Below are 18,456 nucleotides of genomic sequence, written 5' to 3'. Positions count from 1 at the left end.
GACAAGAGAATTATGTCGATACAAAAGAAATTGAACGAAAGACCGAGAGAAAAATTAAACTTTTCTACTCCAAAGTGTGAATTCTTCAAATACGTTTTATAATTTTGCACTTGCTGGTTGACTCTGCGTCATACACAGAACTGATAACTTCTACAGGAAGGTGCGAGAAAGAATACAAACGCCAAATTACATACTGGTTGTTCTCAATGTTTCCATCCAAGTAACTTGCCAGTATTTTCACTTCTGATTTTTGAATGGATTCCCTTGCCTCTTTTTCCTTTTCCTTGTCCCATTCGAAAATTTTGCCATTGAAATCCTCTGCAAGATGGTCAAGCAACGCCAATAGTTTTCCTTCTCTTATGATTTCACAAAATTTGGTACAATCAAAGTTCTTTTTAAAGTATGTTTTGGCGAAATATCCGCTTTGAGAAGATTCATCACGTTCTTCCAAATACTTTATAAGAAGGCTTTGCACAAGAAGTTTCAACGATACATGCTTATCTAACCCGGATTTTTCTTGGAAATTTTTGTGAACCTCTTTCAGTCCGCGGATTAAATCTTTAGTTGCGGACTCTTCAAATTGAAATTTTTTCTTATACTGTTCCTCTTCCCAAAACATTCCGTCATCAAAGAACGCCGCATCAAACTCTTTTATGCCTGTGCCGGACAAGCGAAGCAATTCTTCTACATAATGCTCTTTGCCTGTCTGTGCCTTAGTTCTGGCATCAAAAATACTTACAGAGCTTTTCTCTACGATGATATAGATTGGAACGACATACCCGCTCCACATTCTCTTGTGTATGTCCTTTTTGTCTTCGTTAGAAACGTTCCTAAGAGTATAGTCAAAGAAATAAATTTGTGGAATGGAAACTCTACCATCGGAAAAATGGCGAAAATATACAGCGTCTGCAAAAAAGCGTTTGGCGGTATCTATCCCAAAAAGAATTTCCGGAGAACATTCTGGTGGAATACTATTGCATAAAACTACCCCTCCATTTTCAATTGAATACGGAGTGAATTTTAAATCGCTAACAGTATTCGTAAATATAGACTCCATAACTGGCATCGTTCTTTTCGCTACAAAGATACAAAATAATTTTAAAAGGGAGCCTTTCCTCTCTGATTTCTTTGGCCTTTTAACAGAATTAAAAGTATAAATAGATACTAATTTTACTATGTTTTTTCGATTATTTCCCTAACAATCTTCTTCATCAAACTTATCTTTTCTTGGAAAATCTTGTACACCATGCTTTATACAACAACGGCACTTGAAACAGATGCATCTCTGCCCCAAGTGCTGTTGTCCTATTCACCAATATACGCTTATTGTCTTTATCCTGTTCTACTGCTCTTGTAATTCTCCTCCAGCATTTTTTCCAAGTCCGAAGCCTTGTAGAGTATTTTTCCTGCAAACTGCGTGTAGGGAATAATCTTCCTGTCGCGGTAGTCCTGCAAGGTACGGGGACTGATATACAGTCGTTCACACACATCCTTACCCGTGAGGAAAAGTTCGCCTGCAAAGAGTGGCTTGTGTGTCTGTGCCACTTCCACAATCCGTTTCCCCACACCTCTCAATGCCGAGACGACCAGCTGCATCTCGTCTGTCTCCATGTTCAAATCTCTTGCTGTTTCCATCATATCTGTCTGTTTTTAGGTTTGTTCGACTTCGTAAGAAGAAGTGCTTCCACATCCTTGCTCTTGTAATAGCACTTGTGCCCGATTTGCGTAAACGGCAGCACGCCCGTATCGCGATAATGCTGCAAAGTGCGTTTGCTGATGTTCAGCAGTCGGCACACATCGCCGTTGTGCAGCCAGTCCGTGTGCTTGCTTTTCTCTCCGAATGCCTTGTGGCAGCATTCTGCAAGGCTTAAGATTTCATCTCGAAGCTTTGCCCAATTGGTTTCTGTAATGATGTAATAGTTCATAATTTTATATTGTTATTGTTTGTTGTTTCAAATCTTTCCAGTTTCCATCGGCAAAGATAATGGCGTGCGTACACCTCTCAAAGCCGTGGGGAACAGCAGGGAAGTATCGGGAACTATCGGGAAAAGAGCAATCCGTTTCATCGGTTCACATTTGCGTTTTCCTGCCCCGTCTTTTTTCTTTTATTGCAAAGACAATCCAAGCGAGTGTAGAGGAAAGTTCACTTATCCTTTGCCGAGCGCAGCTTGTCTTATGCAAAATTAATATCGGGCATTTCTTATTCCATCACTTTTCATTCACGTGGCAGCTTGTGGCGCTATAACAAGGACAAAAGAGACAGATTGATGTTCTTGCCACTGCACAAATGAGGTTAATAAGGTAATCAAAGCAAAAGACTGCATCTGAAAGCAAACAACGACAATCCGTATTTCTGTTAACCTTTCTTTCCTGTCATCCATTTTTTTCTTAATGAGGCTATAAATGCCCTTCTTGACAGCCTGTTCTCCTAAGAATTTTAAAGCGGACGAGCGCAACATTATACAAGAGGGCTCTGAATGCTTGGAAGTTACGCATTCTCACCCTAACTTCACTCTTGGAAACTAATTCAAGGGAATAATGAAAAAGAACGCAGATGCAGGCAATACAGACAGCAGGAGAAATCCCCATCGAAGGGGTAGTTCATCCAAGAACGTAGAGATAGAAACCTACCTCTCCACACACTATGAGTTCAGATACAACACAGTATTGGGCAGAACCGAATATTGCAGTAAGGGTAATAATCGTTTTGTAAAGGTTGGTCGTTATGAAATCAACACACTTCGCAGGGAACTCGATTGCGATGAAGGCATAGCGACTTCTGCCGAGAACCTTTATTCCATCATTGAAAGCAGCTTTTCTCCCCGTATCAATCCCGTTCAGGAGTATTTAAAAGGGTTGCCATTGATAGATATAGGTGATAGCTGTAGCTGTGATGATGCTGGTTGTAGGGATAGTAATGTGCCTTCTTTTTCACCGAAAGCAATTTCCGATTTGGCAAGCTGCGTTGTTGTCCGTAATTCTAACAAATGGTTGCCGTATCTTACCAAATGGCTTGTGGCGGTGGTCGCCAATGCGATGGACGACCGTGAGTGCCGTAACCATACCTGCCTTGTACTGACAGGTGAGCAGGGTAAGTTCAAGACAACGTTTCTCGATTTGCTCTGTCCGTCCAAACTGCACGGTTACAGTTACACAGGAAAAATATATCCGCAGGAGAAAGACACACTCACTTATATCGGTCAGAACCTTATCGTAAATATAGATGACCAGCTCAAAGCCCTCAATAAGCGAGACGAGAACGAACTGAAGAACCTTATCACCTGTCCGATGGTCAAGTACCGTATGCCGTATGACAAATATGTGGAGGAGCATCCCCACTTGGCAAGCTTCGTGGCATCGGTGAACGGTAACGACTTTCTTACAGACCCGACAGGCAGCAGAAGGTTTCTGCCCTTTGAAGTTCTATCCATAGACATAGAGAAAGCCAAGCGTATTTCAATGGACAATGTCTATGCTGAAGCCAAAACCCTATTAAAGTCAGGTTTCCGCTATTGGTTTGATGATGAAGAGATTGCCGAACTATACAGAGAGAGTGAGGACTTTCAGGTACAAACCGCTGAGATGGAACTTTTGCTGCGTTGCTTTGAAAAGCCAACGGAGGATGAAAACTATTCGTTAATGACTACTACGGAGATACTCACCTATTTGGGTATTTATACTCACCAACCACTTGTTGCCAAGCGTATGGGCGAAGCCTTGAAGAAAGCAGGATACATAAAGGTGAGCAAGCGAAGAAACGGAGGTAGCCCCATCTATGCCTACAAGATTAGGAAAATCTTGCCATGCCCGCTCCTTCAGACTTGTAGTAGCCAAATGTAGTAGTATGTGTAGTATCGTCTTATACTAAAAAGTGCGGCTGATTATCAATCATTTATCACGAAATAGTATGTAGTAAGAAGAATGATGAAAAAGTTTGGAGGGGAAAACTTTGGAAACGGTAAAACCATAAAACAGACAAGCATAAATAATTATCATTCAACCCATTAAAGTATCAAAACAATGAAAGAAGAAGATTTATCACTTATCAAGCGATATCCCATCGTGGAGTATCTCGAAAGGAGGGGTATCAGGCCTGTCCGTAAAACACCAGCCTATGCCATGTACCGTTCACCGCTCAGGGAGGAAACGCGTCCGAGTTTCAAAGTGGACAGGGAAAAGAACCTTTGGATAGACTATGCCGAAGGCAGGGGCGGAAGCATCATCGACCTCTGTATGCGCTTGGAAGGCTGTACGCTCTCGGAAGCCATCTGCCGTTTGGGGCAGAACGCTTCCGATAATACAGCGCACAGCTATTCAAAGACTGAACCCCGTATTGGTCTCAACCAGACAACTACAAGACAAGCAAGCGAAACAAGGAGACTGATAAGCATATCAGACTCCTTGCCGCCGCATTTGCAGGAATACCTTATCAAGGAACGTTGCATCAATTTGAAAAAGGCAACACCCTTTCTCAAATGTATCAACTACGAGGTAAGGGGAAAGAGATATGAAGCCATCGGCTTTGCCAATTCTTCGGGTGGTTATGAACTTCGGGACAACAATACGTTCAAGGGAACGATTGCCCCGAAGAACATCACTCCGATATTTGAGGACAAGGCACAGCCCGTCTGTCTGTTCGAGGGCTTTATGGACTTTCTCTCTTTTCTTTCAATGAAAGGGGAGGTCTCCAACCAATGCCTTGTGATGAATTCCGTGAGTAATGTAGCAAGGAGTATCCACTACCTGAATGAAAGAAATATAACCTCCGTTCGTGCTTTTCTTGACAATGACGATGCAGGGCGAAAAGCTGTGCAGGAATTTGTAAACACAGGTTTTAAGGTAGAAGATATGGCTGTGTATTATGGAGACTTCAAAGATCTCAACGATTTTCACGTCAGACGTGTCCGTGAGCAACGGGAAGAGTTGGAGAAAACTCCAAATACAAGCAACAAAATAAAACAAGTCAAACTTAAAATAAGATAGAGTGATGAAAAAGGAAAGAAGAAACATGGAAGAAATAGATCGTTTCATAGGAAAAACTTTTGGTATGAGCCAAGCTGAAAATTCAAGTGAACAATCTGTCTCTGAATTCCGGGAAAAGGGAATGAAAACTATTCAAGAGCAAAAACAACAAGAAACAGGACATGCCATAGAGCATGCCACGCCATCCGAGCCTGCACAGCATACAGAGAGCGCAACCGTTCAACGACGCATCAGTGCCAAAATGAGAAAGGAGACTCTCGAAGCCTATAAGCAGGCGTTCCTTGTTCCAACAAAGCTAAGCGAGAGAAAGGCGGTCTATCTGAGCAGGGAGACACAGGAACGTGCCGACTTCATCGTACGCAGGCTGGGCGACAGAGGCAGCAACCTTTCAAGCTTTGTGGAGAACATCGTTCGTCAGCATCTGGAGGAATATGGTGAAGACATAGAGAAGTGGAGAAGACTGTAAGCCGTAAGAAAAGGGTTGACGGTTTTCAGAAAAAGGGACGTTCCTTTCACTCAAAATCCTCGACCGTTTTAGGGTAGTACCGATAACAGTTTTTTGCTGAATACATTGAATGGAGGGAATGCCACGAACGCAGTTAGATACTGAATGCACGGCATTCGTTTTTGGACGGCAAAACGCTTTATGCGTAAACGTTTCGTTAGCTGACATTGCAAGACGTCAGTTTGTACCCACAAACTGCGCTTGCTCCCCTCATTCGATTATCGGGGAGATTAGACCGTAATCACTCCGTTCTCATCGGTCAGCCATCAGAAATTAAGAAATAACGAAAAGAGGACTTTTATATGAACAGAAACAACAGAAAGACTGCCCGATGGCAGCAACAGGAGAAGAAAGAACAGCGGATGAACAAGACGGAGTTCATCAAGGTAAGATGCACCTTAGAGGAAAAGCAACGAATTAAATCAAAGGCAGAAAGCACAGGACGGAAGTTCTCTGATTACTGCCGCGAGATGCTTCTTAGTGGAGAAGTTATTTCTGTTCCTAAGATGACGGACAATGAAAAGGAAGCCATAGAGGTGTTGAGACGAACTGCCTACTTCTTTATGCATATTTCCAACCTTATCAAGGTAAAGGATGATGCGTGGGTACTGATTACCCAAAGCCTTTCCTATCTGGCAAGGGAAGCTTTTAAACGTTTCTTTAATCCCAAATACCGTATTGAGGAAAGGGCAATTAAACTCTTAAATCTGATGGAGAATGATAGGAAAATGTAAAGCAATAGCACATGGCAGTAATGCACTGGAGTATATTTTCAGAGAGGGAAAACTCGGAAAAACGCTTCTCTTTCACAATCTCTGCGGCACTACGCCAAAGGAGATCTACGAGGAAATGAAGATGGTCAGCGATTACAACACACGGTGCAGAAACAAGTTCCTGCGTATCGAAATCGGCATAGCACCACAGGACGAGAAAAGATTGAGTCTTGCATCCGTCCGTAACCTTGCGTCAAACTTTGCAATACGCATGGGACTTGCCAACCATCAATGGGTGGCGGTTACACATAAAGACACCGACAATATGCATATCCATATCATCGCCAATCGCATTAGTCTGTATGGCAACGTTTATGACACTACCTTTGTGAGTAACAAGGCAGCAAGGGTTGCAGAGGAACTCAGCCGCAAGTATGGTATGACCATCGCAAAGGAAGTCAAGACGGAAAGGACACACAAAAAGATAAAAGCTAGCCCAACAAGAGAACAAACAAAGCAGCAGGTACAGAAGATATGCTATGCTTTACTTGATAGGTACAAAGGCACAGGCATCACAGGGCATTCGATGTTCCTCTACGACCTTAGCAAGAGTGGTGTAACCATTGAACGCTTAAAGAACAAACAGGGAAAGATATATGGATTGAAGTTCGCATATAGAGGACAGACTTTTAAGGCATCTGAAATCGGCAGGGAGTTCGGCTATCGTTCCTTGCAGAAGAATTTTGAGATAAGTAACAAGACAGAACCAAAGAAAGCTACGACAATGGCAGATGAGCTGGCAAAGAACAAAATTCAATCCGATACAGGTTATCAACTTGTTCCTCTCAGCCGCACCTATACGTCACCTGCCAACACAAATGAAAATTCATCTATTGCACAAGCCGTAGGTAATGTGGCAAGTACTGCCATAAATGCAGCCAAAGAAATCATTTCCGGAGCAGGTGAGTTAATCAACCCACAGACACACGGTGATGATTATGCCGAGACAGCATGGCAACACAGGCTCAGAAACCAAGCCAAGAAAAAGAAGAAAAGAGGAAGAGGATTGTAACCACTTTTCGTTATCCCTGTCTTTCCCCAAAACGAAGACAAAGCAAAAGAGAGAAATCTTCATCAAAAACGCTTGTTATTCAAAGCAAATGATTATCTTTGCAAATAGAATAACAAGCGTTCTTTGTTAATGCAGAAACCCGCGACTAAAAGCAGTTCGCTCGTTTCCAAATCGTTACCTGTTTAGTTTATGCAACAAGCTAACTTCTTTATTTTCAATTAGATACGTTTTGAAAATTATCTCAGTATGTGAAAGTTGAGCTTTGTGCCGGCGGGATGGAAAAAATCAGGACGTTATTGATGGGATGGGGGGAGTTCTTTTTCGTTCAAGCGGTAGCCGGCGGGTGTTTTCATGATGTGATGTGTGTTGAGGAAGCGTTGTTCGTCGAAGTGGTTGCCATCGTGGCATGAGGTGAAAATGGGGAGTGTCTCGAGATCGGAGCGGAGAATTTTATGAGTGTGGAACAAGCGTTCGAAGAGGTGGTTCATCAATCTACTGTTGAGGAGCGATGCCAACGCCCGACAACTGATGCCTAACGATGGTTTCGGCACGAGGATGTTTGCACTGTTGAGCACGAGGTTCTGTTGTGTGTCGCAGTGGAACACCAACTTGCGGGAAACGAAACGATAGATGAGTTTCTCGCTTGCTTCGTATAAGGGTCGGGGACCCACCTGCCGGCAGTCTTTCAGCGATTTGTCGATGTAGAGCGTTGGCGGTGCCAATGTTTCCGGCGATATGTCCCGTCCCCTGTAGATGGGTACGAGACCTTGGGCAGGGTGGGGACTGCAAATTCGGTTGTTGTCGCCCGTAACGATGCCCAAAGCCCATTCGGCGTTTCCTTTCAGCGAGCGGTGGGGCAGGGCGAGCAGTTTGCCGACGACGGCTTGTTCCTCCTTGGTTGTCCATGCGTTCAGGATGTGTTTCGGATTGTCTTCGAACGATGTTTGTCGCCTGTAGTGTTCCGTTTCCACACTGCAGCGCACTTCATGGTGTTTTTCCGGTTTTTTGTTTTTCAGTACGATGGAGAAAGCCTTTGACAACACGCCTTGGAACGGTTTGCCGTAATCCTTTATTTCCTTCAGTTCGCAGGCGAGGGCGCGTTTTCTGAGCGATTCGAAGGTGGCAATGTTCAGTACCGCTTCCGGAAGGAGGAACGCCAACGCGCCATCGGGTGCGAGCAGTTTCAGGGAAGCGAAGAAGAAGATGGAGCAGGTGTCTGTGCTTTTGCCACATTCGTAGTACTTGGCGAGGTTGTCTTTTTGCTTTTTGTTGAGTTTTTTCCCCCATGGCGGGTTCGTATAGATAAGGTCGAATCGGCGGTTGAGCGTTTTTCCGATGTTCAGGAAGTCGGCGCAGACGATGTGGGTTGGTTCCTTTCCCGTTTTTTCGCGAACCCGTTGTTTTGCTATTGCCACCGCCTGTTCATCGGTATCGAATCCATAGACGTTTTCCGGTTCGATGCCGCGTTCCAATGCTTCGATGATGAAGTTGCCGCAGCCGCAGCAGGGGTCGAGAAACGTGGTGTTTTTATCGGCCCTGATGTCGCGTGTCATGTCGGCGACGATGCTTTGTGGCGTGTAGAAAATTCCCTCTTTGTTGCGCCAAGCCTCGCTCAGTGATGCCTCGTATGTGGCTGCCGTTTTTGTTTTTTCCTTTCTTCTCTTCTCCTCCTTTTTCTTCTTGGTTGTCGCCGGCGCGTTTCCGCTTGTTGTTTTCCGGCTTTTGTTTGCCCGTGCCGTGAGGCGTTTTGTGTGGTCGAGCTGTTTCAGACATTCGTCCAGCGATGTGGCGCAGATGTTTCCCCGTCCTGCCGATTGCAACAATCCCGCCTTTGTCCAGTTGCGCACTGTTGCTTCCGACACTCCGAGTCGGTCGGCTGCCTCTCTGACGCGTATTTTTTCCACCGTTTTTTACTCTCTTCTCGTAACCATTACCAGACTATCCGCGCTCACTCTTGCCTTGAGCCATTGCGTCATTCTTTGTCGTTCTCGTTGGCTCTGCCAGTGGTTGGCGTCGAGTTTCACCACCGCCAACACATATTTCTTCGGTGGCATGGTGTCGATGGTTGCTTCGGTGGCAGGCGTGAGTGTCAGCGAGCGCACTCCGGGGTAGAGCGTTTTGATTTCCGGGCGCAGCAGTGTGCTCGCTTTCTCGTAGCGTTGATATTCTTCGAGCGATTCTTTCAGTTGGGCTATTTCCATCGATTGCTGTTGCAGAAGTCCCACGTTGTCGTTGTTGTTTCTGCCTGTGCCTGCCATGTTTGCCTCGAGTTTCATCAAGCTGTCGGGTCGCATGCCCTGAATCACTTCCAGGCGGATGCCTTTCAGTCCGCCGTATCGTTCCATTTCTTTTTGTGCCTCGGCAATTTGCTCGTCGGTGATGACGTTGCCCACCGCCACGACTCGGAAAGTGCTGTCGTTCCTCATGTCGTTGGCAACAATTTGTGTTCCTCCGAATGTGAGGTTTTCGCTCACAAAGCGATTCAATTGCCGTTTGAAGAAGCTGTCGCGCAGGAGGTTCAGGGTCATCATGCCGGCGGGTATCATCGTGAATACCACGATGGCGATAATGACGCGATGTACAAACTTGCGGCGAGTTTCGTCCACGTATTGCTTTCTTCGGAAGCGCAACAATCGCACACCGATGTAAGTGGCAACGGTGATGAAGACGGTGTTGATGAAATACAGGAAGAACGCACCTGCGAAGAAGGCGAGGTTGCCTGTTGCGATGCCGTATCCTGCGGTGCAGAGGGGTGGCATGAGGGCGGTGGCGATGGCAACACCCGGTATGACGTTGCCCTTGTCCTTGGCACATTGCACGGTGATGCCCGCCGCGCCACCGAAGAGGGCAATGAGCACGTCGTAGATGGTGGGAGCCGTGCGCGCGAGGAGTTCCGATTGCACTTCCTTGAATGGGGTGAGGAGGAAGTAAACGGTGGCGGTGATGATGCCGATGAGGGTGGCGATGAAGAGGTTTTTGCCCGATCGCTTGAGCAGTGGCAAGTCGTTGATGCCCACCGCCAAACCGATGCCGAGGATGGGACCCATGAGAGGCGATATGAGCATTGCGCCGATGATGACCGCCGTGGAGTTTACGTTCAGTCCGAGCGAGGCAATGAAGATGGCGAAAATGAGAATCCACAGGTTCGCTCCGCGAAAAGAGATGCTGGCGGTGATATTCCCGATGATGTCAGCTTCGCGATCCTTGTCGCGCGACATGTCGAAGTAGCTTTTTATGTATTTCCAGATGGAGAAATTCTTGTCGTTTTGATTGCCGTTGTTTTGCATTTGCGTTGTTTCCATTCGGTTCATGTTGTTTTATGCCTTGCAAAGTTACGCATTTCCCTTCGTTTACGCAACCCTCCCGACAGATATTTTTTTTGCTTTCTCCTCCCGGAAATATTGTCAGCCGGTGTTCTTTTGGCACAATTCTTGCTTTTCTAAAATCAAAAAAACAGAAAGAAAGCTATGAATCATAATGAAATCCCCGTGCTTCTGCTCACGGGCTATTTGGGAAGCGGAAAGACAACACTTGTAAACAGGATTCTTGCCAATGAGAAGGGAGTGAAATTTGCCGTCATCGTGAACGACATCGGCGAGGTGAACATTGATGCCAACCTTATAGAGAAAGGTGGTGTGGTGGGGCAACAAGACGACTCGCTCGTGGCTTTGCAGAACGGTTGTATCTGCTGTACGCTGAAGATGGACCTCGTCAGTCAGCTCAACGACATTGTGAAGCTGGCGAAATTCGATTACATCGTCATCGAGGCAAGCGGCATTTGCGAACCGGCACCCATCGCGCAGACCATCAGCGTCTATCCCCAAATGTATCCCGACATGGCAAAAGAGGGGAGGGCGAAGCTCGATGCCATCGTAACGGTGGTGGACGCGCGAAGAATGCTCGATGAGTTCGCCGCAGGCAACGACCTGATGAAGAAAGATTTGGAGGAAGACGACTTGGAGAATTTGCTCATTCAGCAGATAGAATTTTGCAACATCGTTTTGCTCAATAAAGCTGCCGACGTGAGTCCGGAGGATTTGGGCAGAGTGAAAGCCATCGTCAGAGCATTGCAGCCCAAGGCGGAAATCATGGAATGTAACTATGGCGACATCGATCTTTCCGCCATTCTTCACACCGGCATCTTCGACTTCGACAAAGTGGCCACTTCAGCCTCATGGATAGCCGCCATAGAGGGGGAGGAGGAACACGACCACCACCATCATCACGACCACGACGAGCTGCATAACGAGGAGAGTGGAGAGGCGTTGGAATATGGCATCGACACCTTCGTGTATTACAATCGCCGTCCGTTCGACATCAATTTCTTCGATGATTTCGTGGCGCGCAAATGGCAAAAGAACATCATTCGCTGCAAGGGCTTGTGCTATTTCGAGAACGAGAAGGATATATGTTATGTCTTTGAGCAGGCAGGCAAACAGGTGTCGCTGCGCAACGCCGGACAGTGGTATGCCACCATGCCGGAGTTCGAGCTGCGCGAGTTTCTCAAAAAGAATCCGGGTGTGCGCAAGGACTGGGAAGAACCTTATGGCGACAGAATGCAAAAACTCGTTTTTATCGGGCAACACCTTGACAAGGCTGCCATCACCAAAGCCCTCGACCGGTGTTTGGTAGTGGCCGATGCCGACCGGTAGCGAGTCGATTGCGACTCATCGCATATACCACAGTCCTTTTTTCTTCACCATCGGAACAACAATCTGCTCGCGACCGCCATCGCCGAAATGGAACAGCAGATAGGCGTTTGCCGTGCTGTCCCTGCCGTTAAATTCGGTATGGTGGATGGAAATGGAGTCGATGCCATGGTGTTGCTCCTCCATCCGGTCGCAAAACTGCCGGAAATTCATCAGCATCTGGTCGCGATAGCTTCCGGGAATGGTGTCGGGCAGAAGGATGCCATCCATGAATAACGCGCTCTTGCCTGCAATGAGGCTCTCGTAATACACCTTGGCTGCCCGGGCAGCTATCATGCCGTGGTCGATAGTCTTGCCCGACTTCCCGCACGCCGTTGCCAACAATGTGGTGGCAAGGACGAGCGGGAAAGCAAGATGTCTGAGGTTTTTGCTATCCATTCTCCTTACTTTTGACGAATGAACACGTTGATGGGGCAACCGTTGAGGTTCCAGTTCTCGCGAATCTTGTTTTCCAAGAAGCGGCGATAAGGTTCCTTGACGTATTGTGGCAGGTTGGCGTAGAACACGAATGACGGAATCTGCGTGTTGGGCAGCTGTGAGCAATACTTTATCTTGATGTACTTGCCTTTCAGCGATGGTGGGGGCGTGTTCTCGATGATGGGGAGCATGACGGCGTTTAACTTTGTTGTGCCGACATGGATTTTCCGATTGAGATACACCTGCTTTGCCACGTCGAGGACTTTGAAGATGCGCTGTTTGGTGAGTGCAGAAGTGAAGATGATGGGGAAATCCACGAAGGGTGCCATGCGTCTGCGAATGGCGTCCTCGAACGTCTTGATGACCTTTTGGCTCTTGTCTTCCACCAAGTCCCACTTGTTTACCACCACCACCAAACTCTTGTTGTTACGCTGTATGAGTTGAAAGATGTTCATGTCCTGTGCCTCTATTCCGCGAGTGGCATCGATCATGAGGAGGCAGACATCTGAGTTTTCGATGCTTCGGATGGAACGCATGACGGAATAGAACTCCAAGTCCTCCGTTACTTTGTTTTTTCGTCGGATGCCGGCGGTATCGACGAGGTAGAAATCAAATCCGAACTTTGTGTATCGTGTGTAAATGCTGTCGCGTGTGGTGCCCGCTATTTCGGTAACGATGTTGCGGTCTTCTCCGATGAAGGCGTTGATAATGCTCGACTTGCCTGCGTTGGGTCTGCCCACTACGGCGAAGCGTGGGATTTCGTCTTCGAGGTCTTCTTCCGGAAGGTCTTTGAGTCTTTCGAGGAGCAGGTCGAGCAGTTCGCCCGTACCGCTTCCGGTCTGTGCGCTGATGCAAACCGGTTCGCCCAGTCCCAATCTGTAGAATTCTGCCGCCTGATAATATTCGCCACTGTTATCCACTTTGTTGGCAACGAGGATGACGGGGAGTTTGGCTCGTCGGAGGATTTGTGCCACGTCCTGATCCCAATCCGTTACGCCTGTTTCGTTATCGACGATGAAGAGGACGAAGTCGGCTTCCTCTGTTGCTATGAGCACTTGTTTTCGTATTGCGTCTTCGAAGATGTCGTCTGAGTTTACCACCCATCCTCCGGTATCGACGACTGAGAATTCTCGTCCGTTCCATTGGCATTTGCCGTATTGTCTGTCGCGTGTGGTGCCGGCTGTATCGCTGACGATGGCGCGCCGACTTTGGGTGAGGCGATTGAAAAGTGTGGATTTGCCCACATTGGGGCGTCCCACGATTGCTACTAAGTTTGCCATAAGTTTGTATTTTCCTTCCCGAAAGTCCCGGAAAGGTTGTGAAGGCGTGGTCGGGTGCCTTCAAACGTAATTGCCTGGAATGACCGGTTCCCGGCCCTCGCATTGTGCGAGAGTGTGCCCTACCATGCAGTCAGGGCAAAACAGGGGGAGATTCCCGTGATTGTTTATTCGGGATTGTATCCGAAGTTGTTCAGTTCTTTCTGTGAGTTGCGCCAGTCTTTATCCACTTTCACGAAGGTTTCAAGGAATATTTTTTTGTTGAAGAAGTGTTCCAGACTTTTGCGTGCCTCTGTGGAGACTTTCTTCAGTGCTTGTCCCTGATGGCCGATGATGATGCCTTTCTGACTGTCGCGCTCCACGTAGATGATGGCGTTGATATGGATTTTCTTGGTTTCTTCTTTGAAATGTTCCACCACTACTTCCACGGAATAGGGCACTTCCTTGTCGTAATAACGAAGGATTTTCTCGCGGATGATTTCCGTAACGAAGAATTTTGCCGGTTTGTCGGTCAATTGGTCTTTGTCGAAGTATGCCGGGCTTTCGGGCAATAGTTCCAAGATGCGCTTCATCAGCAAGTCTGTTCCAAACTTGTTTTTTGCCGATATGGGGAGTATCTCTGCTTTGGGCAGTAGTGTGTGCCATTTCTCGACTAATTCCACTACTTTTTTTTGTTCGCTCTCGTCGATTTTGTTGATGAGCAAGATGATGGGGATGTCCATCTGTGCTACTTTTGCGAGAAATTCCTTGTTTTTCTCCGGGTCTTCTATCACATCTGTTACGTAGAGCAGTATGTCGGCATCTGCCAGTGCCGATTCGGAGAAATGCAACATCATTTCCTGCATTTTGTAGTTGGGCTTCAACACTCCGGGTGTATCGGAGAAGACGATTTGTGCGTCATCGGTATTGACGATGCCCATGATGCGGTGGCGGGTGGTTTGTGCCTTGAAGGTGGCAATACTGATTTTCTCGCCGACAAGTTGGTTCATCAGCGTGCTTTTTCCCACATTTGGATTTCCCACAATGTTTACAAATCCGGCTTTGTGCATAATCGAAGATTGTTTTTAATCGAAAAACGCACCTTGTCTTTTATTGGAAAAGAAAGATGCGTTGAGACGTTTTTTTTATATCGTTCAGAGCTTATTTCTTTGCCACCTCCGAAGTTCCGTCGTAAGCCCATTTCAGATAGGATGCGCCGTGAACAAATCCTGCTCCGAAGGCTGTGAAGATGACGTTGTCGCCTTTCCGCAGTTTCGATTCGTAATCCCAAAGTGCGAGGGGGATGGTTGCTGCACTGGTGTTGCCATAGTGTTCGATGTTGATGAGCACCTTCTCAAGTGGCAACTCGGCGCGTTTGGCAACAGCTTCGATGATGCGCAGGTTGGCTTCGTGGGGCACCACCCAATCGATGGCATCGGCGGAGAGATTGTTCTTCCGCATGATTTCTGCCACGTCGTCGCTCATGCTCTTTACCGCGTAGCGGAAGACTGTTCTGCCTTCTTGGTAAAGATAGTGCAAGTGATGGTCCACGGTGAAGCGCGAGGGTGGACAGACTGAGCCGCCGGCTTTCATGTGAAGGAAGGGCAAGCCCTTTCCGTCGGTGCGCAGAAACGAGTTTCTGATGCCTATATTCTCTTCGTTGGTCGCTTCCATCAGGACCGCTCCCGCACCGTCGCCGAAGAGCACACAAGTCTGGCGGTCGGTGTAATCAACCATCGACGACATCTTGTCGGCTCCGATAACGATAATTCGCTTATAGCGTCCGCTCTGAATCATCGATGCTGCCACGTCTGTGGAATAAAGGAAACCACAGCAGGCGGCCGAGAAGTCAAAGCCGAAAGCGTTGCGCAATCCCAACTTGCCTATCACGATGGATGAGGTAGAGGGGAATTTATAGTCGGGAGTGGTGGTGGTAACGATAAGCGCATCGATGCTGTCCGGGTCTGCTCCGGTTTTTTGCAACAGTTCTTTGGCTGCTTTGCGTGCCATATAGCTTGTTCCCAAGCCTTCTTCCGTTAATATATGGCGTTCTTTTATGCCCACGCGGGCCATGATCCATTCATCGCTGGTATCGACCATGCGCGACAGTTCTTCGTTGTCGAGCACATAATCGGGCACGTATCCGCCGATACCGGTGATGATTGCGTTTATCTTCTCCATCCGCTGTTATTCAGCTGTTTCCTTTACGATGGCCACCTTGCCGCGATAGTAACCGCAGGTGGGGCAAACAGTGTGATAAACGTAGTACGCACCACAATTGGGGCAAACGGCGAGTGTGGGAGCCACTGCCTTGTCGTGAGTTCTTCTCTTGAGTGTACGGGTCTTTGACTGTCTTCTTTTAGGATGTGCCATAATGCTTAAATCTTTTAATAATTATTCTTTTAACTTTAATAGTGCTTCCCAGCGCGGATCAATGGTTGTCCCGGTGCCCTCACCGCTTCGGGCGGCAGAATGCTCGTTCAGAGTTCGTATCATGGCAGGGTTGCATTTTCCAGGTGCATGCACATGCTTGATAGGGATTGCGAGTACCATAAATTCGTAGATGTACCATGTTACATCGAGTATTCCTTCGTTCTCGGCCACAATAACACGGTCGCCATCTTCTGAGTTCACGTTTCCAAATTTGGCTTCGAGGTGCTGTTCGGTCTCGATGGGTTGTTCCATCGGGTCGAGACAAAGGTCGCAGGGAACAATCACCGTACCTTTTTCGCGAAAATCCAATGTGAAGAAATCATCCTTGGTACGAACAATATCGAGCGAAACACGCACAGAACCCTCACTCACCTCGGAAGCCTTAACTTCCTTAAAGTAAGCGTTATCCAGGGTGAACTCAAAGCTGTTCAAGCCAATGTTCAGACCTTTCAAATCGATTTTAAGGGTTTCAAAGTCCATAATCGGGTTGCAAAGTTACGAATATTTTTCTGATTTTTAGAAAATTGTAGATAGAAAATCGCAAAAAACATCAATGTCGTGCCAATTGTGAGCAGTGGTGTCCCAAATAAATATTGGTGAAACCTCATGCAAAGTTGCATCGAATCGTGGGATTTGACGTGTTTTTCTGCACGACCGAGCGGACATGTTTCCCCGTGTCGCCCCATGCTCATTCAGGTGGTGGCAAACGAATTGTTGATGCGGAACACGCCATCTGACCATTGAAAAAACATGACAAAAATAGCGATTCGTAATCTCTTGATAATCAGGACGATGTGAATGGGAATTTAAAAGCTTAGCTTTTGCACTTCAATACATGAGCTTTTGCAATGCAAAAGGTTAGCTTTCGGAAAGCAAAAGGTTAGCTTTGTGCCGATGGAATGGAAATTATGCGGACATTATCGGGTTGTGAGGGGTGGAGCGAAGACCGCAGAACCCTGTTTTCCACGGAACAAAATCGGGGTGGGAAAAGCAATGGAGGAAAGGGTTATTGTCGTTTTTTCAGTTCTATCCGGAAAGTGGTTCCGCGCCCCGGAGCCGACGACTTCACGTAGATTTTCCCATGGTGATATTCTTCTACGATGCGTTTGGCAAGACTGAGTCCCAAGCCCCATCCGCGATGTTTTGTGGTAAAGCCCGGTCGGAAGACGTTGCCTACATCTTTCTTTCTGATTCCCTTGCCCGTATCGCTGACCTCCACGCTGACTTCGCCGGCGGTTTCCTCAACGTGCAAGGTGATGGTGCCGGTTTCTCCTTTCATGGCATCGACGGCATTCTTGCAGAGATTTTCAATCACCCACTCGAAGAGGGAGGCGTTCATCCTGACGATAATTTCATGATTGGGAACTTCCAAAGCGATTCTGACGTGCTTCGAGGTGCGCTTGTCCATGTAATCCACCACATGTTCGAGCACATTGTTGAGCGACGAGGGCACGGGCTCGGGCTTGGAGCCGATTTTTGAAAAGCGGTCGGCAATGAGTTGCAAACGCTTCACGTCCTTGTCCATCTCCGGGAGAAGTGCATCGTGGGGATAGGTCTCTCGCAAAATGGTGGTCCATGCCATCAACGACGAGATGGGGGTGCCCAATTGGTGGGCAGTCTCCTTGCTCAATCCCACCCAAATCTTGTTCTGCTCGGAACGTTTGAGGGTCAGGAGGGCGAAAATGGCCAAGACGACAAACACGACGACCATGCCCAATTGCACATAAGGATAAATCGCCAAACGCTTCAATATCATCGACTCGTCATAGCAAACCACTATGACGTCGCGCCGTCCCGCCGACAATGGAATCTTTATGAATTGCCGTGCCTCCATGTACTGTTGTGCCAGGGCGGACACCTGACGCATGCTGTCGGCCTTACTCTCTGCCTTGAGGCGGACATTCCTGAAGTCGGTTACGCGGTTGCGGTTGTCGAGGACGATGACCGGGATGGTGTTGTTTTCATTGAGCACCTTCAGCACCAATGCCAAGTCGGTGTTCTCGTCTGCCTGACTAAGCGCGCGCATTGCCTCCGCCCATACCTCCATCCGGCTGCGCTCTTGCTGTGCCAAGTCCTTCGTGAGCAAACTCGATGCCGCCAATGATGCCACCGCGATGACAATTGCCATCACCACCAGCCCGATCTTGATGCGTCGTATGTGATCTGTCCACTGCATAATTCTCATTGATAACGAGTGGCATCCCGATTTATTGCAAGACAGGCGGGATTATTATACGCGCCGGGGCTGGGAATGTGTCGTGTGGAGAAAACATCGTCCGCAAAGCAGGGAGCGTTGCCTGTGCGGACATGAAACGGAAAAAGCCGGGCGTCATCGCGATGCCCGGCTTTTGTTGAAAAGAGGAATTAA

At 47.5% G+C, this 18,456-nt stretch carries 17 protein-coding genes and 1 pseudogene; 6 read left to right on the top strand and 12 right to left on the bottom strand.

The features are described 5' to 3' along the window. Positions 1-85 precede the first annotated feature (85 nt). The 3 genes from E0E16_RS07295 to E0E16_RS07285 form a co-directional block, all read right to left on the bottom strand. Positions 86-1,057, bottom strand: coding sequence for a hypothetical protein (locus E0E16_RS07295; protein WP_130829793.1), 972 nt, complete (start codon positions 1,055-1,057; stop codon positions 86-88). Positions 1,058-1,332: 275 nt separating this feature from the next. Continuing rightward, the gene (locus tag E0E16_RS07290; RefSeq protein ID WP_036861465.1) at positions 1,333-1,638 is read right to left on the bottom strand and encodes a helix-turn-helix domain-containing protein; all 306 of its coding nucleotides are present in this window, start codon (positions 1,636-1,638) and stop codon (positions 1,333-1,335) included. Beyond that, the gene (locus tag E0E16_RS07285; protein WP_036861463.1) at positions 1,635-1,925 is read right to left on the bottom strand and encodes a helix-turn-helix domain-containing protein; all 291 of its coding nucleotides are present in this window, start codon (positions 1,923-1,925) and stop codon (positions 1,635-1,637) included. Before E0E16_RS07285 ends, E0E16_RS07290 begins: the two co-directional genes overlap by 4 nt. A gap of 478 nt (positions 1,926-2,403) precedes the next feature. Between E0E16_RS07285 and E0E16_RS07280 the strand changes: the two are divergent. The 5 genes and pseudogenes from E0E16_RS07280 to E0E16_RS07260 all read left to right on the top strand — a co-directional run bounded on the left by E0E16_RS07280 (position 2,404) and on the right by E0E16_RS07260 (position 7,273). Continuing rightward, positions 2,404-3,840: pseudogene (locus E0E16_RS07280) on the top strand (virulence-associated E family protein). A gap of 180 nt (positions 3,841-4,020) precedes the next feature. Continuing rightward, positions 4,021-4,983 carry a DUF8464 domain-containing protein gene (locus E0E16_RS07275; protein WP_036861455.1) on the top strand — a complete coding sequence of 321 codons (963 nt, stop codon included), beginning with the start codon at positions 4,021-4,023 and terminating at the stop codon, positions 4,981-4,983. Between the two features lie 4 nt (positions 4,984-4,987). Continuing rightward, on the top strand, positions 4,988-5,449 hold the full coding sequence (locus E0E16_RS07270) for a DUF3408 domain-containing protein (protein ID WP_021669629.1): 462 nt from the start codon (positions 4,988-4,990) through the stop codon (positions 5,447-5,449). Positions 5,450-5,790: 341 nt separating this feature from the next. After that, positions 5,791-6,222: a plasmid mobilization protein gene (locus E0E16_RS07265; RefSeq protein ID WP_004346518.1), complete on the top strand. Its 432-nt coding sequence runs from the start codon at positions 5,791-5,793 to the stop codon at positions 6,220-6,222. Continuing rightward, a complete protein-coding gene (locus E0E16_RS07260) occupies positions 6,206-7,273 on the top strand; it encodes a relaxase/mobilization nuclease domain-containing protein (RefSeq protein WP_036861451.1) in 1,068 nt (355 codons plus the stop codon). Before E0E16_RS07265 ends, E0E16_RS07260 begins: the two co-directional genes overlap by 17 nt. A gap of 293 nt (positions 7,274-7,566) precedes the next feature. On the opposite strand, the gene E0E16_RS07255 is transcribed toward E0E16_RS07260, so the two are convergent. After that, entirely contained in the window at positions 7,567-9,177 is a 1,611-nt protein-coding gene (locus tag E0E16_RS07255; protein ID WP_130829792.1) for a TaqI-like C-terminal specificity domain-containing protein, read from the bottom strand. Positions 9,178-9,183: 6 nt separating this feature from the next. Further along, positions 9,184-10,575, bottom strand: coding sequence for a DUF389 domain-containing protein (locus E0E16_RS07250; RefSeq protein ID WP_255418143.1), 1,392 nt, complete (start codon positions 10,573-10,575; stop codon positions 9,184-9,186). A gap of 165 nt (positions 10,576-10,740) precedes the next feature. Here E0E16_RS07250 and E0E16_RS07245 point away from each other — a divergent pair, with 165 nt between their 5' ends. Beyond that, a complete protein-coding gene (locus E0E16_RS07245; RefSeq protein WP_130829791.1) occupies positions 10,741-11,925 on the top strand; it encodes a CobW family GTP-binding protein in 1,185 nt (394 codons plus the stop codon). A gap of 15 nt (positions 11,926-11,940) precedes the next feature. On the opposite strand, the gene E0E16_RS07240 is transcribed toward E0E16_RS07245, so the two are convergent. The 7 genes from E0E16_RS07240 to E0E16_RS07210 all read right to left on the bottom strand — a co-directional run bounded on the left by E0E16_RS07240 (position 11,941) and on the right by E0E16_RS07210 (position 18,264). After that, positions 11,941-12,360, bottom strand: coding sequence for a hypothetical protein (locus E0E16_RS07240; RefSeq protein ID WP_130829790.1), 420 nt, complete (start codon positions 12,358-12,360; stop codon positions 11,941-11,943). Between the two features lie 5 nt (positions 12,361-12,365). Continuing rightward, positions 12,366-13,679 (bottom strand): ribosome biogenesis GTPase Der, encoded by a 1,314-nt coding sequence (gene der / locus E0E16_RS07235; protein ID WP_130829789.1) that lies wholly within the window; start codon positions 13,677-13,679, stop codon positions 12,366-12,368. A 164-nt stretch (positions 13,680-13,843) separates the two neighbouring features. Continuing rightward, positions 13,844-14,725, bottom strand: coding sequence for a GTPase Era (gene era / locus E0E16_RS07230; protein WP_130829788.1), 882 nt, complete (start codon positions 14,723-14,725; stop codon positions 13,844-13,846). Between the two features lie 91 nt (positions 14,726-14,816). Further along, entirely contained in the window at positions 14,817-15,836 is a 1,020-nt protein-coding gene (locus E0E16_RS07225) for a beta-ketoacyl-ACP synthase III (protein WP_130829787.1), read from the bottom strand. 6 nt (positions 15,837-15,842) lie between these two features. Further along, the gene (gene rpmF / locus E0E16_RS07220) at positions 15,843-16,028 is read right to left on the bottom strand and encodes a 50S ribosomal protein L32 (protein WP_021991536.1); all 186 of its coding nucleotides are present in this window, start codon (positions 16,026-16,028) and stop codon (positions 15,843-15,845) included. A gap of 21 nt (positions 16,029-16,049) precedes the next feature. Then, on the bottom strand, positions 16,050-16,568 hold the full coding sequence (locus tag E0E16_RS07215) for a YceD family protein (protein WP_130829786.1): 519 nt from the start codon (positions 16,566-16,568) through the stop codon (positions 16,050-16,052). 526 nt (positions 16,569-17,094) lie between these two features. Then, positions 17,095-18,264 carry a sensor histidine kinase gene (locus tag E0E16_RS07210; protein ID WP_181951335.1) on the bottom strand — a complete coding sequence of 390 codons (1,170 nt, stop codon included), beginning with the start codon at positions 18,262-18,264 and terminating at the stop codon, positions 17,095-17,097. Positions 18,265-18,456 lie beyond the last annotated feature (192 nt).

It is taken from the genome of Prevotella rectalis (assembly GCF_900607215.1).
In the GTDB taxonomy this organism is placed as follows: Bacteria; Bacteroidota; Bacteroidia; order Bacteroidales; family Bacteroidaceae; genus Prevotella; species Prevotella brunnea.
This window is presented reverse-complemented; position numbering and strand designations above follow the sequence as displayed.